General features: G+C 31.7%; 15 protein-coding genes and 1 pseudogene. All 16 read right to left on the reverse strand.

Going from position 1 to position 17,586, the window contains the following annotated elements; all coding sequences use genetic code 11:
* Positions 1–4: 4 nt before the first annotated feature.
* Positions 5–265: a stage V sporulation protein S gene (locus LGK97_RS00970; protein WP_226257864.1), complete on the reverse strand. Its 261-nt coding sequence runs from the start codon at positions 263–265 to the stop codon at positions 5–7.
* A gap of 119 nt (positions 266–384) precedes the next feature.
* A complete protein-coding gene (rny, locus tag LGK97_RS00975) occupies positions 385–1,941 on the reverse strand; it encodes a ribonuclease Y (RefSeq protein ID WP_413228401.1) in 1,557 nt (518 codons plus the stop codon).
* Positions 1,942–2,313: 372 nt separating this feature from the next.
* Entirely contained in the window at positions 2,314–3,393 is a 1,080-nt protein-coding gene (recA, locus tag LGK97_RS00980; RefSeq protein WP_226257865.1) for a recombinase RecA, read from the reverse strand.
* A gap of 201 nt (positions 3,394–3,594) precedes the next feature.
* Complete coding sequence (pgsA, locus tag LGK97_RS00985) at positions 3,595–4,140, reverse strand: CDP-diacylglycerol--glycerol-3-phosphate 3-phosphatidyltransferase (RefSeq protein ID WP_226257866.1); 546 nt, start codon at positions 4,138–4,140, stop codon at positions 3,595–3,597.
* Positions 4,127–5,461 carry a 30S ribosomal protein S12 methylthiotransferase RimO gene (rimO, locus tag LGK97_RS00990; protein ID WP_226257867.1) on the reverse strand — a complete coding sequence of 445 codons (1,335 nt, stop codon included), beginning with the start codon at positions 5,459–5,461 and terminating at the stop codon, positions 4,127–4,129. The genes pgsA and rimO overlap by 14 nt, the downstream gene beginning before the upstream one ends.
* 50 nt (positions 5,462–5,511) lie before the next feature.
* Positions 5,512–7,818 carry an FtsK/SpoIIIE family DNA translocase gene (locus tag LGK97_RS00995; RefSeq protein WP_226257868.1) on the reverse strand — a complete coding sequence of 769 codons (2,307 nt, stop codon included), beginning with the start codon at positions 7,816–7,818 and terminating at the stop codon, positions 5,512–5,514.
* Positions 7,819–7,996: 178 nt separating this feature from the next.
* Positions 7,997–8,719: a ClpP family protease gene (locus LGK97_RS01000; RefSeq protein WP_226257869.1), complete on the reverse strand. Its 723-nt coding sequence runs from the start codon at positions 8,717–8,719 to the stop codon at positions 7,997–7,999.
* A gap of 57 nt (positions 8,720–8,776) precedes the next feature.
* Entirely contained in the window at positions 8,777–9,967 is a 1,191-nt protein-coding gene (gene dapG, locus LGK97_RS01005) for an aspartate kinase (protein ID WP_226257870.1), read from the reverse strand.
* Between the two features lie 15 nt (positions 9,968–9,982).
* The gene (locus tag LGK97_RS01010) at positions 9,983–10,258 is read right to left on the reverse strand and encodes a YlmC/YmxH family sporulation protein (RefSeq protein WP_226257871.1); all 276 of its coding nucleotides are present in this window, start codon (positions 10,256–10,258) and stop codon (positions 9,983–9,985) included.
* 136 nt (positions 10,259–10,394) lie between these two features.
* The gene (locus LGK97_RS01015) at positions 10,395–11,669 is read right to left on the reverse strand and encodes a M16 family metallopeptidase (protein WP_226257872.1); all 1,275 of its coding nucleotides are present in this window, start codon (positions 11,667–11,669) and stop codon (positions 10,395–10,397) included.
* A gap of 93 nt (positions 11,670–11,762) precedes the next feature.
* Entirely contained in the window at positions 11,763–13,874 is a 2,112-nt protein-coding gene (locus tag LGK97_RS01020) for a polyribonucleotide nucleotidyltransferase (protein WP_226257873.1), read from the reverse strand.
* Between the two features lie 119 nt (positions 13,875–13,993).
* Positions 13,994–14,257: a 30S ribosomal protein S15 gene (rpsO, locus tag LGK97_RS01025; protein WP_226257874.1), complete on the reverse strand. Its 264-nt coding sequence runs from the start codon at positions 14,255–14,257 to the stop codon at positions 13,994–13,996.
* A gap of 146 nt (positions 14,258–14,403) precedes the next feature.
* Complete coding sequence (locus LGK97_RS01030; protein WP_226257875.1) at positions 14,404–15,321, reverse strand: bifunctional riboflavin kinase/FAD synthetase; 918 nt, start codon at positions 15,319–15,321, stop codon at positions 14,404–14,406.
* A 12-nt stretch (positions 15,322–15,333) separates the two neighbouring features.
* Entirely contained in the window at positions 15,334–16,203 is an 870-nt protein-coding gene (gene truB, locus LGK97_RS01035) for a tRNA pseudouridine(55) synthase TruB (protein WP_226257876.1), read from the reverse strand.
* Entirely contained in the window at positions 16,200–17,162 is a 963-nt protein-coding gene (locus LGK97_RS01040) for a DHH family phosphoesterase (RefSeq protein ID WP_226258000.1), read from the reverse strand. The genes truB and LGK97_RS01040 overlap by 4 nt, the downstream gene beginning before the upstream one ends.
* 67 nt (positions 17,163–17,229) lie before the next feature.
* Positions 17,230–17,583: pseudogene (gene rbfA / locus LGK97_RS01045) on the reverse strand (30S ribosome-binding factor RbfA); the annotation flags it as partial.
* Positions 17,584–17,586 lie beyond the last annotated feature (3 nt).

Below are 17,586 nucleotides of genomic sequence, written 5' to 3' on the forward strand. Positions count from 1 at the left end.
CTGGTTATCTAGGTTGAACTATTAATTTAATTGCTGTTCTTTCTTCCCCATCAATTATGATATCCGTAAATGCAGGAATACAAACCAAATCAACACCACTTGGTGCAACAAAACCTCTTGCTATAGCAATAGCCTTAACTGCTTGATTAATTGCACCAGCGCCAATTGCCTGAATTTCTGCCACTCCCTGTTCTCTAAGAACTCCAGCTAAGGCTCCTGCTACTGAATTTGGACTTGATTTTGCTGAGACTTTTAATACTTCCATAATGAACCCCCCATTACTACATTTAATTGCTACATTTATACTATTCTACAAATACAATAAAAATCCTCTTAAAGTTTACAAATTTTCTAAACTTTAAGAGGATTCTAAGTTATGTTTTTTTATTTGGCATAATCAATAGCCCTTGTTTCTCTGATTACATTTACTTTGATTTGACCTGGGTATTCTAGTTCATTTTCAATTCTTTTAACTAAATTCCTTGCCATTTCTATAGCACCTGCATCATCAATTATGTCCGGTTTAATGATAATTCGAACTTCTCTTCCAGCCTGAATAGCATAGGATTTTTCTACACCTTCATATGAATTCGCTATTTCTTCTAATTTTTCTAATCTTTTAATATAAGCTTCTAAAGTTTCTCTTCTTGCACCTGGTCTTGCAGCGGATATTGCATCTGCTGCCTGAACTAATATTGCTTCAAGAGATAGTAATTCCATATCACCATGATGGGCCCCTATAGCATTAACTACAACAGGAGATTCATGATATTTTTTAGCTATTTCTGCACCTATAAGTGCATGCGGTCCTTCAACTTCATGATCTACAGCTTTTCCTATATCATGAAGTAATCCACACCTCTTAGCAAGTGTTGGGTCAATTCCAAGTTCTGAAGCCATAAGTCCAGCTAAATATGAAACCTCTATAGAATGCTTTAATACATTTTGACCATAGCTTGTTCTGTATTTAAGTCTTCCTAGTAGTCTAATGATTTCCGAATGAAGACCATGCACTCCAGTTTCGAAAGTTGCTTGCTCCCCTTCTTCTCTTATATCACTATCAACTTCTTTTTTAGCCTTTTCTACCATTTCTTCAATTCTAGCAGGATGAATTCTTCCATCCACTATTAGTTTTTCAAGGGCGATTCTAGCAACTTCTCTCCTTATTGGATCAAAGGCAGAAAGAATTACTGCTTCAGGTGTGTCATCTATTATTAAATCTACCCCTGTAAGCGTTTCTAAAGTTCGGATATTTCTACCCTCCCTACCTATTATTCTTCCTTTCATCTCATCATTAGGAAGAGAAACCACATGAACTGTTGTTTCCGCCACATGATCAGCTGCGCATCTTTGAATAGCATAAGTAATAATTTCTCTTGCTTTTTTATCAGCTTCTTCTTTTGCTTTAGTTTCAATTTCTTTAATCATAATTGCTGCATCGTGTTTAATTTCTTTTCTAATTTCGTCTAACAAAACTTGTTTCGCTTCTTCAGATGTTAATTCTGATAATCTTTCTAATTCTTCTCTTTGCTTAGTGTATAAATCTTGTACACTTGCTTCTAATTCTTCAATTCCTTGTTGTTTTTTATTAAGATTTTCTTCTTTTCTCTCTAGCACGTCACCTTTTTTATCTAAAGATTCTTCTCTTTGGATATTTCTTCTTTCTAACCTTTGAACCTCATTACGTCTTTCTCTTGATTCTTTTTCTAAATCAGTTCTAAGTCTGTGAACTTCTTCCTTGGCTTCTAAAATGGCTTCTTTTTTCTTTGTTTCAGCTTCTTTTTCACTTTCATCAAGAATCCTTTTAGCTTCTTTTTCAGCCTTTGAAATATTTGCTTGAGATATATTTTTTCTAGTATAAATTACAACAAAAATACCTACTAAAACGACAACCAAAATAGCCGAAACTATTACAATCATCATTTGATTTTTAGCATCCATTGATTATCAACACCTCCTTCGCTTATTTTCGAATCTATTTAAGAGTAAATACGAAAGCTAGAAAAGGTGCAATATTTATTCAATTGGTAGCAACTTGATTATGCTAAACCAGTATTTGTATTTATTTTATATTACTTTTCAATTAATGTCAAGATTATAAGAATCAAATAAGTTATTTTGATTCTATTTTATATAAAAATTATACAAACTCTTAGTATAGTGCAATATAATAGTCTACATTTTCTAGCATATTATTAATATTCCTTATATATCCCTTTAATATACCTTTGAGCTCTAAAACTACTTTAAATAACAGAGCATTAAATAATAACTTGCAATACTTTAAAGAAAAAAGCAAGTAAAAACTTGCTTTTATGATTCTTTCTTATTAACTTCTGGTTTCTTATCCATTTCCTGTTTTTTATTAATTTCAGTACCTTTATTAACTTCAGGATTTTGGTATAATGGCAAATCATATTTTTTTCTAATTAAATTTTCTACCTCTAACATAACTAGCGGATTTTCTTTGAAGTATACTTTTGCATTTTCTCTTCCTTGCCCAAGTCTTATATCTCCATAGGCAAACCATGCACCACTCTTTTGTACAATTTCTTCTTTAACTCCTATATCCAAAACATCGCCTTCTCTAGATATACCTTCACCATACATAATATCAAATTCAGCTTGTTTGAACGGAGGAGCTACTTTATTTTTAACTATTTTTATTCTTGTTCTATTTCCCATAAACTGATCGCCTTGTTTAATTGTATCTATTTTTCTAATATCTAATCTAACAGAAGAATAAAATTTTAATGCTCTTCCACCAGGGGTTACTTCTGGATTTCCAAACATTATTCCCACTTTTTCTCTTAGCTGATTTATGAACACAAGAACACATTTTGATTTATTTATAGAACCCGCAAGTTTTCTTAAAGCTTGAGACATAAGTCTTGCTTGTAATCCTACATGAGAGTCCCCCATTTCGCCTTCAATTTCAGCTTTAGGAACTAATGCAGCTACTGAGTCTAAAACTATAATATCTATAGCTCCTGAACGAACTAGTGCCTCTGTAATCTCTAATGCTTGCTCCCCAGTATCCGGTTGAGAAACTATTAAATCGTCTATATTAATTCCTAGTGCTTTTGCATAAATAGGGTCCAATGCATGCTCTACATCTATAAATGCAGCTGTACCACCATTCTTTTGTGCTTCTGCAATAATATGAAGTGAAACTGTTGTTTTACCTGAAGATTCAGGTCCAAAAATTTCAATAATTCTACCTCTAGGTACGCCACCTATTCCTAGACCAATATCTAATCCCAAGCAACCGGTGGAAATAGCATCTAAATTTAAAGTACTATGATCTCCTAGTTTCATTATAGAACCTTTACCAAATTGTTTTTCTATTTGACCCATAGCCGCTTCTAATGCTTTTAACTTTTCATTATTCATAAACTTCCCCTTCGGGTTCACCATCCTTTATTAACGAACATTTGTTCTAACTTAAGTATACATCATTTATTTTGTGCGGTCAACATACAAAATGAAAATATCCGTTTATTTACATAATAGAAATACTTTCTCCAAACAAGAAATTATCTTCCATAGTAGAAAGTACTTTATTTCTATTATTAACAACTTTTAAAAGCTTAATCACTTATCAACTCTAATAGTTCCTTTATTTTTCACAAAATAGTCTACACCAGATATTATTGTAATAATTACTGCTGCTGCCATAATCACATCAGTTATTATAGTTAAATTTGGATTTACATATGTTAGGTTTAAAAGCGCTGCAATTATAGCTACTATTTGAATAACCGTTTTAATTTTTCCCCACCAGCTAGCTGCAATTACTTTTCCCTCTGAGGCAGCTACTGTTCGAAGTCCAGAAACTGCAAATTCTCTAGCAATTATAATCATGGCTACCCATGCATGCACAATTTGAAGCTCCACTAAGGAAACTAATGCAGCTGTTACTAGAAGTTTATCTGCTAAGGGGTCCATAAACTTACCAAAGTTGGTTATTTGATTTCTGCTCCTAGCAATATATCCATCTAATTTGTCTGTAAGAGAAGCTATTATGAAAATAGCGGTAGCTAATTCTCTTCCATAAGGTATTCCTCTAGCAGCTATAAATATTAAAAATATAGGTACTAAAAAGATTCGTAACATTGTAAGTTTATTAGCAAGATTCATAGCACACAACTCCTATTAAATCATATTCTAAAGCTTCTGTAACTTTAATATTAACAAACTCTCCCCTATCATAAACTTTATCAGCTTCAAAGAAAATAGTTCCATCAACTTCTGGCGCCATTTCATAATTCCTACCAAAGTATGTTTTACCATTAAAGCCCTCAACTAGAACTTTGTAAACTTTACCTATCTTTTTACTGTTTAGTTCTTTTGATATACCTTGTTGAATTATCATTAACTCTTCTTCGCGCCTTACTTTTATTTCTTCATCAATCTGGTTTTCCATTTCCGCAGCTGCAGTACCCTCTTCCATTGAGTACTTAAACACTCCCAATTTATCAAATTTTACTTCCTTAATAAATTGTTTTAATTCTTCAAAGTTTTCCTCAGTTTCTCCTGGGAAACCCACAATTAAAGTAGTTCTAAGATTTAATCCATTAATGCTCTTTCTCATCTTATTTATGTTTTCTGTTATAATTCTCTTTCTTCCTTTTCGTCTCATAGACTTAAGAATATCGTCACTTATATGCTGTATTGGTATGTCTACATATTTACAAACTTTATCGTTAACTGATATTTCATTAATAATCTCATCGGTAATTTCCTCAGCATAACAGTAAAGTACTCTAATCCATTCAATCCCACTTATTTTAGAAATCTCACGTATTAATTTATGTAGATTTTTTTCACCATATAAATCTATTCCATATCTAGTTGTATCTTGAGCAACTAAAATAATTTCCTTGCAACCGTGTTCACTTAAATCTTTAGCCTCTTGCAGTATATTTTCCATTCTTCTACTTCTATATTTTCCTCTAATGTTGGGTATTGCACAATATGCACAAGCATTATCACACCCCTCTGATATTCTAATATAAGCAGAGTAAGTTCCTGTAGTTAATACTCTTTGTCCTTCATTAATATTATTATCACTATAACTCGTATGCTGCACTTTAATATTCTTTTCTAGTACCTCTTCTATACTAATTAACAGTTTGTTATAGTCGTTAACTCCTAACATTATATCAAGCTCAGGCATAAGTTCAATGAGTTCCACCCCGTAACGCTGTGTAAGGCAACCCGTGGCAATTAACACTGAGCACTTATACTTTTCCTTGTACTTTGACATTTCCAAAATAGTGTCTATGGATTCTTGTTTTGAGGATTCTATAAATCCACAAGTGTTAACCACTATTATATCGGCTAACTTAGGATCATTTGTCATATCATACCTTTCGCTCAAACTACCTATTATAATTTCACTATCTATTCTATTTTTGTCACAACCTAAATTTATAACTCCAACTTTTAATTTTGCCACAAGTCATCCTCCTTGTTTATCTCTATTCGTAGATAATACTTATTATTGTATCAATCCTCTAATTCACCATTACTTATTAATATTTCCCTGGGCTTACTGCCATTTCTACCTGAAATAATTCTGCGCTCCTCCATTTGTTCTATAATTGTCGCTGCTCTATTATACCCTATTTTTAACTTCCGTTGCAACAAGGAAGTTGATGCTTGTCCATTTTCAATAACAATTCTAATTGCTTCATTTAACAATTCATCAATAGTAGCACCGCCATCCTGGCTACTTGTACTACCTTCTATTTCGTCTATTATTTCCTTTTCATAGTTTAATTCTGTTTTTTGGTTTTTTATAAAATTAACTACCCTTTCAACTTCTTCTTCCGATACAAATGCGCCTTGTATTCTAAGTGGTTTAGATTCTCCAAGAGGATAAAAAAGCATATCGCCTTTACCTAATAATTTCTCTGCACCAGCGCAATCCAAAATTGTTCTTGAATCTATTTGACTTGAAACTGCAAAAGATATTCTTGAAGGTATGTTGGCTTTTATAACACCTGTAATAACATCAACTGATGGCCTTTGAGTGGCAATTACTAAATGCATGCCAGCAGCTCTTGCCATTTGTGCCAGTCTACCAATATAGTCTTCTACATCATTAGCAGAGACCATCATTAAATCTGCAAGTTCATCAATTATAATTACAATCCAAGGCAACTTGGTTTCCACCATGCCTTTATTAACCAAGTCATTATAGCCTTCAATACTTCTCACATTATTTTCAGCAAAAACCTTATACCTTCTTGACATCTCATTTACAGCCCAGTTTAATGCGCCTGCAGATTTTTTAGGGTCTGTTACCACTGGTATAAGGAGATGGGGTATTCCATTATAAATATTAAGCTCTACAACCTTAGGGTCAATTAGTAATAGCTTAACATCCTCTGGAGAATACTTATATAGCAAGCTTATTATTAGTGTATTTATACAAACACTTTTTCCAGAGCCTGTAGCACCGGCTACCAGTAGATGTGGCATTTTAGATAAATCTGAAACAACACAGTTGCCGCCTATATCTTTTCCTAAACAAAAGGATAGGTTTTTATTTGAAGCTGAAAACTCATTAGACTCTATTACTTCCCTTAGGTATACTGCACTTAGCTCTTTGTTTGGAACTTCTATGCCTACAGCAGCCTTACCTGGTATAGGAGCTTCAATCCTTACCCCAGATGAAGCCAAATTTAATGCTATATCATCTGCAAGGTTCACAATCTTGCTAACCTTAACGCCAGCACTTGGTTGAAGCTCAAATCTTGTTACCGATGGTCCTTTTGTAACTTGAATAACCTTTGCTTCAACTCCAAAACTACTTAATGTTTCTTGTAACTTATTTGCATTATTAAGCAATTCCTTTTTATCATTCTTATTCATTTTTAATGCAGTGTTTTCATTTAATAAATCTACAGTAGGACATTCATAGTTATAGTTTGGTTTTATGTTCACACTGTTTAACTCAATTTCTTTTTCTAATTCTTGTTTGATAGAATTATCTATATGCTTCTCTTTTAGGTGCCCTACATCATCATTTTTAAGATTATCTAATGTTTCTTCTTGCGTAGACTCCTCAGTATCTGAGGCAATTTCATTAGATTTTACGAAATCCAATATTTTTATCTTATTGCTAATTTCTTTAATAAACTTACTTTTCCCTTGATTTGAAATTATTAACTCTTCCTCTTTATCATTATGTTCTATAAGTAATTCCTTATTATCATTCTTTCTCTTTTCACTTTTAATTTTCAACTTACCTTTTATATTAGAAAACGTATCATGCAAAGATATTTTTAATATTAAAATTAAACATATAACATATATAGCAACAAAGATTATATAACTTCCTGCCGCGCCAAAAAGTGTATGCATTGGAACATCAATTGAGTAACTAATAATGCCACCGTGCATAATACTTTTCGAGTTGTATATCTTGTTTATTCCCATAAAAAATTCGCCTTTACTATAATACTTATCTAAAGATAACATTTGTATAAATAATAATGTATTAGTCATAAAAACTATTATTCCATAAAACTTCTTACTGAAATTTATTTTGCCTTTCTTAGTAATATAACAAACCCCCATAAATATTATAAAAAAGGGAGAAAGATAAGCACCCACACCTAAAATTGTAAAAAACATATGATTAATAAAATCACCAATGGTACCTGATGTAGCAACTGATATTGAAAACATAGTAGAGAAAATGCTAAACAAAATTAGTATACCTATTGTTATTAATACAATTCCCAGAATTTCATTATGTGCATCCATACTGTTAAAAACTTTAGATTTGTTTTTTTTTCTAGCCAAAGTATCACCTCCATCCTTAGTATTTCTACAAACTTTATAAATTTCCTTTAACTTTCAATGTATTTATTAAGGAATTTTAAACTAATACTTTTCATTTTTTTTATTGCACTATATGTAATTCGGCAAAACTTCAATAAAATAGATATAAATAGGCTATACCGCCTATTTATATCTATTTTTATGCATTATCTATCATTTCGTTTAATTTTGATAATGCTTCACTAATACCACCGACCTCATCTATTAATCCATTATCCACTGCCTGCTTCCCTATAAGTATGGTACCCATATCATTCAAAAGCTCATCAGTTTGAAGCATCAATCTCTGTACGGTTTCCTTATCAATACGAGATGTTCGAATAATAAAATCAGTTATTCTTTCTTGCATCTTATTAAAATACTCAAAAGTCTGAGGTACACCTATTATAAGTCCATTCATTCTTATAGGATGAATTATCATAGTTGCAGATGGAGAAATAAATGAGTACTTAGCGGCTGTTGCTAATGGTATACCTATTGAATGACCTCCTCCAACTACTAAAGATACAGTTGGCTTACTAACACTTCTAATCATCTCTGAAATTGCAAGGCCCGCCTCAACATCTCCTCCTACAGTATTTAAAACTATAAGAATACCCTTTACTTTTTCGTCCCTCTCCATAGCTATAAGCTGAGGAATAACATGCTCATACTTAGTAGTTTTTGTTTGAGGAGATAACATCATATGTCCTTCTATTTGACCTATGATGGATAAAATCTGAATTTTATCATCCTGAGTCGCGATGTTAGTAGTCCCTAGTTCAGTGATATTTTCAATTTGCTCATTTGAAGTTTCTTTACTTTCTTCTTTTTTATTCTCTTGCTTTATTGCTTTTTCTTTATTTTTTTCTGATTTTGACATTTGCATTCCTCCTAATCCATCTTTATTTTGTGCATTAAGAGAAACTATATACATCTTTTAGCCTAATTTAAATTCTCTGTGCAAAGCATTAATTGCTTTTTCAACATACATTGTTTCTACAAGACACCAAATTGTCATATGAGAATCTGCTGTTTGAAGAACTTCGATATTTTGCCGAGTTAATGCTTTAAGTATTCTAGCCATAACCCCAGGAATACCTCTCATCTTTGAACCTATAATTGAAAGTTTACTACATTCTTTAACAAAGGAATAAGACATATTAAACTCTTTTACTAAATTCTCAAACTTATTAAAGTCCTTTTCATCAATAGTAAATATTTTTTCTCTCGGGAAAACATTTATAAGATCTATGCTTATAAGGTTTTCTGCTAAAATATCAAAAAGATCCTCATAACTAGGTTCTGAATTTTTACACACTTTTATTTGAACTCGATTATTTATGTGTGTAATGCCTGTGATTACATTTTCATAATCTTGTACTCCTAAACTACTGATTATAGTCCCGTCACAATTATTCATAGTATTTTTTATTACTAAAGGTATATTATATTTTTTAGATATTTCAACTGCTCTTGGATGTATTACTTTTGCTCCTTGATCTGCAAACTGAAAAATTTCATCATAACTTATTTTTTTTATTAAAGTTGCTTCGGAAACTATCCTTGGATCAGCTGTCATAATACCATCTACATCTGTGTAAATTTGAGTCTCTACTGCATTAAGTGCTGCACCTAGTATTGCAGCGGTAACATCACTTCCGCCTCTTCCTATTGTTGTAATATACCCATTTCCATCTTGTCCCTGAAATCCTGCTACTACAGGCACCTTTCCTTCTTTCATAATATCTAATAACCTTTTCGTGTCAACATTAAGTATTTCTGCGTTGGTATAATTACAGTCTGTATTTATGCCTGCTTGTCCGCCAGTTAAAGGCACCGCATTGATAGACCCATTAGTTAGTTCATTGCACATTATTACAGTACTTATGATTTCACCACAACTCATTAATAAATCTACTGCTAGTGGATTCACCTCTTTGAAATTATCATCTATCAGGGATAGAAGTGTATCCGTGGCATAAGGCTCTCCTTTTCTTCCCATAGCAGATACCACTACCACAGGGAAATATCCAAGGGCTTTTGCATTTAAAACTTTACTTACTACTAGCTTTCTCTTCTCTCTATTTGAAACGGACGTGCCCCCAAATTTTTGCACTAATATCTTCATTTCTTTCCTCCAAAATTACACATGAGATTTTTTTAAAAGCTCATTGTCCACGTCTATTATTATGGTTCTAGAGCCAATCTTTTTAACATATTCCCAAGGCACCTCTATTATATCATTGTTATGAAAAAAGCTAAATTTAGAACTGCCCTCATTTATAATTAAAAATTTCAAAAGACCATTTTCATCAATAACTACATCATTACTGCCTAAGTTGCTATATTTATCACCATCATTAATATTGATAATTTCATATCTTTCCATTTCACTGTATAGCTTTATATTATCTTCCATATAAGCATCCTCCTTAACATATCCATAAATCTTTGACTTGCTATTTATTTTCATATTCCTAAAATACTATGGAATATATTAAGGAGTTATGCATAATTTCCATATTATTATAAAAAATTTTCTCTTCCACCGAAATTTATTTGTCTACAGAAATAATATTTCCTTTAAAAATATCTTTAATGATTTCTTTTTCTTTTCCTACATATGCTGAATTTATTATACCCTTTTTAAAAGTCTTTTCCATTACATCATTTATTTTAAATTTATCTATTGCATTAATTTTTTGCAGTACATCTTCTGGTGTATTTATTTTGTCTGTAAACATTACAGACCTTCCATTGCTAAACATCCTACTACTCGTGCTTTCAAGCCCTAAAATATAACTACCCTTTAACTGTTCTTTAGCCTTAATTAATCTTTCATTATCAATTCCGTTTTTAGCAAAATTACTGACCTCTTCTTCTATTGCATTAATAGCAACTTTCGCATATTGCGGACTAAGCCCTGCATAAATGCTTACAATTCCTGTATTTTTTAAAGCCGATACATAAGAATAAATTGAGTAGCATACACCTAGCTCTTCACGAACCTTTTGAAATAACCTTGAAGATGCTCCACCCCCTAATATATTACTTAGCAATATTAAGGTATATGTATCATCTGTTCCAATTCCTACGCCGGGAATTCCTAGACTTATATGGAGCTGCTCTATATCTTTTTTCCTAAAATAATGTAGTCTAGATATTTCAGGGCTGCTATATTTAGTAATGTTTTTCTTTTCAGAATTCCATTTTCCAAAATATTTTTCTACTAATTTTTCTATGTTATCCATATCAAATTTACCTGAAATTGATATAACAGAATTCTCTGGTATATAATATGAAGCAATATAATCTACTATATCTTTCCTACTAAAAGACTTTACAGTATCCATAGTCCCTAAAATAGGTAATGAAATAGAATCTGTATCCCAAATTGCCTTTGTGTGTAAATCTGATAAAACATCCTCAGGTGAATCTTCACTCATATTTATTTCTTCAACAATTACGCCTTTTTCTTTTTCAATTTCTTCTTCTAAAAAATTGCTATTAAAAAGCATATCTGAAAGAATATCTAATGATAAGTCTAGGTGGGTATCTAAAGCTTTAATGTAAAAACATGTAGCTTCTCTACCTGTAAATGCATTTATTTGTCCACCTACATCTTCAATCTCTTCAGCTATTTGTTTTGCAGTCCTGCGAATTGTTCCTTTAAAAAGCATATGCTCAATAAAATGTGATATTCCACTGTTTATTTCATTTTCATTTCTTGAACCATTCTCAACCCACAATCCTACACTTACGGAATTTACATATCCAATATTCTCAACTACCACTCTTAATCCATTATCTAATTTAAATAAGTTATACATATATGCCCTCCTTAATTAGACTTTATATTTACTATGTGCAATTTAAGGTAATATTATTTAAAAAAATAAAAAGGCATTTCAGCCCTTCTATTGTTATTCACTATCTTTTTTTTCAGTTTCACTGTCTTTCATAGCATCTCTTCTTGAAAGATTTACTCTTCCTTGGTTATCTATCTCCATTACTTTTACTAATATTTCATCTCCAACAGCTACAATATCTTCTACTTTATTTACTCTAGCAAAATCAAGTTTAGAAATATGCACTAGGCCTTCTTTATTAGGAAGTATTTCAACAAATGCTCCAAAAGCAGCAATCTTGGTTACTTTTCCTAAATATATTTCTCCTACTTTAACTGATTTAGTTAGTTCTTCAATGATTTTTACTGCTTTGTTTGCACAAACGCTATCACTTGACATAATTACAACTTTTCCGTCATCATAAGTATCTATTTTAACACCGGTTTCTGCTATAATTTTCTTTATAGTTTTTCCACCAGGTCCTATTATATCTCTAATTTTATCTGGTTCTATGTTTAGTGTGTAAATTCTAGGAGCATATATTGATATTTCACTTCTTTCCTTAGAAATACACTCATTCATTTTTTCTAATATATGAAGTCTAGCCTTTTGAGCATCCATAATTGCAGTTTTAATGCAGTAATTAGATAATCCATGAAGCTTTGTATCAACTTGTATAGCTGTAATACCTTGAACAGTTCCTGCTACTTTAAAGTCCATATCTCCAAAGAAATCTTCTATACCTTGAATATCCGTCAATATTTTTTCTTTAGATAAGTCAGCATTTGTAATTAGTCCCATTGCAATACCAGCTGCAGGTCTCTTAAGTGGAACACCAGCATCCAGTAGTGCTAAAACGCTTGCACTTACACTAGCTTGAGATGTTGAACCGTTAGAACTTAATACTTCTGATACTACACGAATAGCATATGGAAATTCTTCTACTGATGGTAAAAGTGGCTCCACTGCTTTTTCTGCAAGTGCTCCATGACCAATTTCTCTTCTTCCAGGTCCACGCATTGGTTTAACTTCTCCAACACTATAAGCTGGAAAATTATAATGATGCATATATCTTTTAGAATCTTCTTCGCCTATTCCATCAAGCATTTGAACTTCTCCTAGTGCCCCAAGTGTAGCAACTCCCATTACTTGAGTAAGTCCTCTTGTGAAAAGACCTGTTCCATGAGTTCTTGGAAGTATTCCTACTTCGCAAGTTATCGGTCTAACTTGGTCAAATGCTCTTCCATCTGGTCTTCTATTTTCATTTAACATCATATTTCTAACTATTTCTTTTTGAGTGTTATAGAAAATTTCACCAATATCTGATTTTTTATCTGGATATTTTTCACTGAATTCAGCATTTATTTTTTCTTTTATTTCATCTACTTTTGCATTTCTCTCATCTTTATCCATTATGTACATGGCAGTTTTCACCATGTCAAATGAGAATTCTCTAACTTCATTTTGAAGCGCTTCATCTATTTTATATAATTCAGGGATGTTTTTTTTCTTTCCAAACTTAGCCACAGCTTCTTCTTGGAAAGCTACAATTTGTTTACATGCTTCAAAAGCAAAATCAATTGCATCTATCATTACATCCTCTGGTATTTCCTGTCCGCTAGCTTCTATCATTGTTACATTATCTTTTGTTGCACAAACTGTAAGATTCATAGAACTAGCATTTCTTTCTTCTACAGTAGGGCTTAATATAAACTTGCCCTCAACTAAACCAACTGAAACCGTTGCAACAGCATCAGTAAAAGGTATACTCGATAGGCATAATGCCATAGATGCTGCATTCATAGCAAGTATCTCAGGTGAGTTATCTTGTTCAACTGAAAGCACAGTGCATACAATTTGCACATCATTCTTATAACCCTTAGGGAACAGTGGTCTTAATGGTCTATCTATACCCCTTGCTGTTAGGATTGCTCTTTCTGATGGCCTTGCTTCCCTCTTTATAAAGCCTCCAGGAATTTTACCAACTGCATAAAGTCTTTCTTCATATTCTACACTTAGAGGAAAAAAATCAATACCGTCCCTTGGCTTTTCTGATGCATTTGCATTAACTAGAACTACTGTTTCCCCATAACTCATGAATATTGCACAGTCTGATAACATTCCTACTTTACCATATTCAACTTTAAGAGTCCTACCTGCTACAGTAGTTTCAATAATATGATTCATGTATTTGCCTCCCTTCAATTTATACTAATATTATTTGCTAATATACATATTTTTATTAATCCAATTGTATATGCTGTTTTAATATACTTAAAATAATAGAGCGGCTAAGCCGCTCTGAATTATTTTCTTAATCCAAGTTCTACTAGAATTGCACGGTATCTTTCGATGTCTTGGTTCTTTAAGTAACCTAACATACCTTTTCTTTGTCCAACCATCATTAGTAGACCTCTTCTTGAATGGTGATCTTTTTTATGAATTTTTAAATGCGCTGTTAATTCTGTAATTCTTTCTGTAAGTAGTGCGATTTGCACCTCTGGAGAACCAGTATCTCCTTCATGTCTTGCATGTTTAACCATTATTTCCTGTTTTCTAGCCTTTTGCATTTTACAACACCTCCGAATAATATCCCCATATTCCAAGTACACCGTTGGCGATTCGGTGAACTTAGCATAAGGTTCAAGTCAATTATAACAAACTAAAATTAAATTGTAAATTAATATTTGTATTTAACACATATTTTTATATTTTTTTATATTTTTTGATTATAAACATACCTTTTATCTTTTTCAAGTTGATTCTTTAGATTCTCAATAGTATCAAATTTAACTTCATCTCTTATTCTTTTTATAAAGTTAATTTTTATTACTTCATCATAAATTTGTTTATCAAATCCCAAAATATATGTTTCTACTGAAAGTTTTCCACCTTCTACAGTAGGATTATATCCTATATTAGTTATAGCTTTATAAAGAACACCATCGTATTCAATTGTAGTAAAGTATACCCCTCCCTTAGGAAGTATGTATCCTTTATTATAATTTAAATTTACGGTTGGAAATCCAATTGTCCTTCCAAGTTGTTTCCCTCTAATAACCTCTCCCGTAGCTGATATTGGCCTTCCCAAAAGCAACCTTGCTTTAACTACATCCCCCTCAGCTATGAGATGACGTATTTTGGAACTACTTACGACTTCATGGTTTTTACTAACTGCTTCACAAATATAAAGTTTATATCCTAATATGCTACTATATCTTTGAAGCATTTCTACATCACCTAAGTTCTTATATCCAAATCTATAATTGAACCCAATAATTATACCCTTTGCATTATAGAAATTAACCATGTTTTTTATGAATTCCTCTGGGGTTATCTTCATAAACTCTTTATCAAAACTAACTAAATTAACAATATCAATACCACTATCTTCTAATAGCTTTATCTTGGTTTTATTACTCATTATTAGTTTTGGCGAAATTTCCGGATTTATAATGGTTAAAGGATGATTTTCAAAAATATAAACCATACTTTTAGCATTATTTTCTTTTGCAAGCTTCACAGTTTTATCTATGAGACTCATATGTCCTAAGTGGAGGCCGTCAAAGTTTCCTAGCGCAATATATGTTGGGGACTCGAGTTTTGTTTTAAAGTTATCTTTTATAATTAACATTTTTATATGCTCCTATATAAATGACTTTATTAGCCTTATACCCTCATTACTTTTATCTGCAATTCCAATAAAGTTATTATCGTTATTATAGATACTGTATATAAGATCCTCTTGAAACTTAGAAACTAGTGCCTTGTCCTTCACTACAACACCGTTTAATAGGAATTTAACGAATCTATCTTCAATGGTTATCTTTGTATTTCCTTGAAAGATTTTTTCTATAGGCATTAAATTCTCGTTTATATTCTCAGTATTTAAATCCTCTATATTTATAGTGTCTTCAAGATGAAATTGACCAGTAGCGATTCTTTGTAAGTTCCACATCATACCACCACAATTTAAAAGCTCTCCAATATCATAACAAAGACTTCTAATATATGTACCTTTAGAACATTTAACCTTAAACTTTACAAAGGGAATATTTATTGAACTAATATCGATTTGGTAAATTGTTATAGGTCTTGCCTGTCTTTCTATCTCTATTCCAGCCCTTGCAAGCTCATACAGTTTTTTACCATTAACCTTTAGAGCAGAGTACATCGGTGGAACTTGTTTTATCTCTCCAACAAATGAGTTAATAGCTTGTATAATTTCCTCTTCACTTGAATTAACATCACTTTCCTTTAAAATTTTGCCTTCTTTATCATAGGTGTCTGTAATAACTCCTAATTTTAACTCAGTTTCATAAATCTTAAAATCTCCCATTATATAGTCTATAGCCTTAGTTGCTTTCCCTATACAAACAGGTAAAACCCCGCTAGCCTCAGGATCTAGAGTGCCAGCGTGGCCTACTTTTTTTACATTGCTTATTTTTCTTACCATACGCACTACATCAAACGACGTAATTCCTGTAGGTTTATATATGTTTATTATGCCATTCATTTTATCAACTCTTTTTCTAATATTTCAATCAACTTCACTTTAGTTTCAGCAAAATTTCCTTTGGTGAAAAACCCTGCCGCTCTAATATGACCACCACCGTCAAATCCTTCTGCAACTTTACTTACATTAACTAAAGACTTAGATCTTAAACTTACTTTAACCCCATCTTCAGCTTCTTTTATAAGCACTGTAACTTCAACGGTCTCTATTGAAGACCCAAAAGTAATAACATCGGATGTATCGTCAGATATCAAATTATATTTTATAATGAGATCTTTTGGTATATACATAATACACACCTTACCACTTAGTTCTAACGTCATATTACCAATAACTTCTCCATAGAACTTTATCTTTTCAATTTTTTTATTTTCAAAAATTATCCTATGTATATTACTGAAATCTATGCCGGCATTAATAAGCTCACCTGCTATAGCATGAGTTACCGCTGTAGTGCTAGAATGTCTAAATGAACCGGTATCCGTAAGTAATGAAGTGTACAGACAAGCACTTATTTCCTTATCTAATTTTACATCAAGAAGTCTAAGAACTTCATATACAATCTCTGCAGCAGCTGAAGCGCTTGTATCCACAAAATTTAAATCTCCATAAAATTCATTGGATAAATGGTGATCCAAATTAATTAGCTCAAATTTCTTATTATCAATACATAAATCTGCATTAATTCTTTTAAAATCACCACAATCTAATACTATTACACACTCTGTATCTTCTAATGGTTTATTTATTTCACCATTAATTTCATTTGAGCATGATAAAAATTTAAAAACTTCTGGAATAACTTCTTTTGAAATTATATATACTTCCTTATTTATCTTTCTAAGTCCCATAAGCAATGCTAATGCACTACCTATGGAATCTCCATCTGGAGAAGTATGAAAAGTTATAGCTATTTTTTTAAATAGCTTTATTCTACTAACAATATCACTAATCTTCATTGTTATCTTCATCATCTTCATATTCTTCTTCATCATCTTCGTATAGTTCTTCATCAGTTTTTTCCTTATTCTTATCTTTTGCCTTTATCTGATTGAAGAGCCCCTCTAGATGTATTGCTTTTTCTATAGTTTCATCTACCTCTATAATAACTTGAGGTACATGTCTTAGTTTAACATGAAGCCCTATTTCTTTCCTTATAAGGCTAGTTGAACTTTTAAGCGCTTGAAGAGTTTCTTTCTTAGAAAGTTCATTACCAAAAATACTAACATATACTTTTGTGTAGGTTAAGTCTTTTGTTGTCTCTACACTTATTACACTTACCATAGCACTAAGTCTTGGGTCTTTTATTTTGTTTTGAATTGTATTGCTTACTTCTTTTTTTATTTCTTCATTTATTCTACCGTTTCTATAATTAACCATACA

It is taken from the genome of Clostridium sp. CS001 (assembly GCF_020443565.1).
Classification (GTDB): Bacteria; Bacillota; Clostridia; order Clostridiales; family Clostridiaceae; genus Clostridium_AD.

What these genes read in the sequence shown, in the direction of transcription:
- LGK97_RS00970 (WP_226257864.1), bottom strand. Translation starts at nt 265, where the DNA reads ATGGAAGTATTAAAAGTCTCAGCAAAATCAAGTCCAAATTCAGTAGCA.
- rny (WP_413228401.1), bottom strand. Translation starts at nt 1,941, where the DNA reads ATGGATGCTAAAAATCAAATGATGATTGTAATAGTTTCGGCTATTTTG.
- recA (WP_226257865.1), bottom strand. Translation starts at nt 3,393, where the DNA reads ATGAATAATGAAAAGTTAAAAGCATTAGAAGCGGCTATGGGTCAAATA.
- pgsA (WP_226257866.1), bottom strand. Translation starts at nt 4,140, where the DNA reads ATGAATCTTGCTAATAAACTTACAATGTTACGAATCTTTTTAGTACCT.
- LGK97_RS01000 (WP_226257869.1), bottom strand. Translation starts at nt 8,719, where the DNA reads ATGTCAAAATCAGAAAAAAATAAAGAAAAAGCAATAAAGCAAGAGAAT.
- dapG (WP_226257870.1), bottom strand. Translation starts at nt 9,967, where the DNA reads ATGAAGATATTAGTGCAAAAATTTGGGGGCACGTCCGTTTCAAATAGA.
- LGK97_RS01010 (WP_226257871.1), bottom strand. Translation starts at nt 10,258, where the DNA reads ATGGAAGATAATATAAAGCTATACAGTGAAATGGAAAGATATGAAATT.
- LGK97_RS01015 (WP_226257872.1), bottom strand. Translation starts at nt 11,669, where the DNA reads ATGTATAACTTATTTAAATTAGATAATGGATTAAGAGTGGTAGTTGAG.
- LGK97_RS01020 (WP_226257873.1), bottom strand. Translation starts at nt 13,874, where the DNA reads ATGAATCATATTATTGAAACTACTGTAGCAGGTAGGACTCTTAAAGTT.
- rpsO (WP_226257874.1), bottom strand. Translation starts at nt 14,257, where the DNA reads ATGCAAAAGGCTAGAAAACAGGAAATAATGGTTAAACATGCAAGACAT.
- LGK97_RS01030 (WP_226257875.1), bottom strand. Translation starts at nt 15,321, where the DNA reads ATGTTAATTATAAAAGATAACTTTAAAACAAAACTCGAGTCCCCAACA.
- truB (WP_226257876.1), bottom strand. Translation starts at nt 16,203, where the DNA reads ATGAATGGCATAATAAACATATATAAACCTACAGGAATTACGTCGTTT.
- LGK97_RS01040 (WP_226258000.1), bottom strand. Translation starts at nt 17,162, where the DNA reads ATGAAGATTAGTGATATTGTTAGTAGAATAAAGCTATTTAAAAAAATA.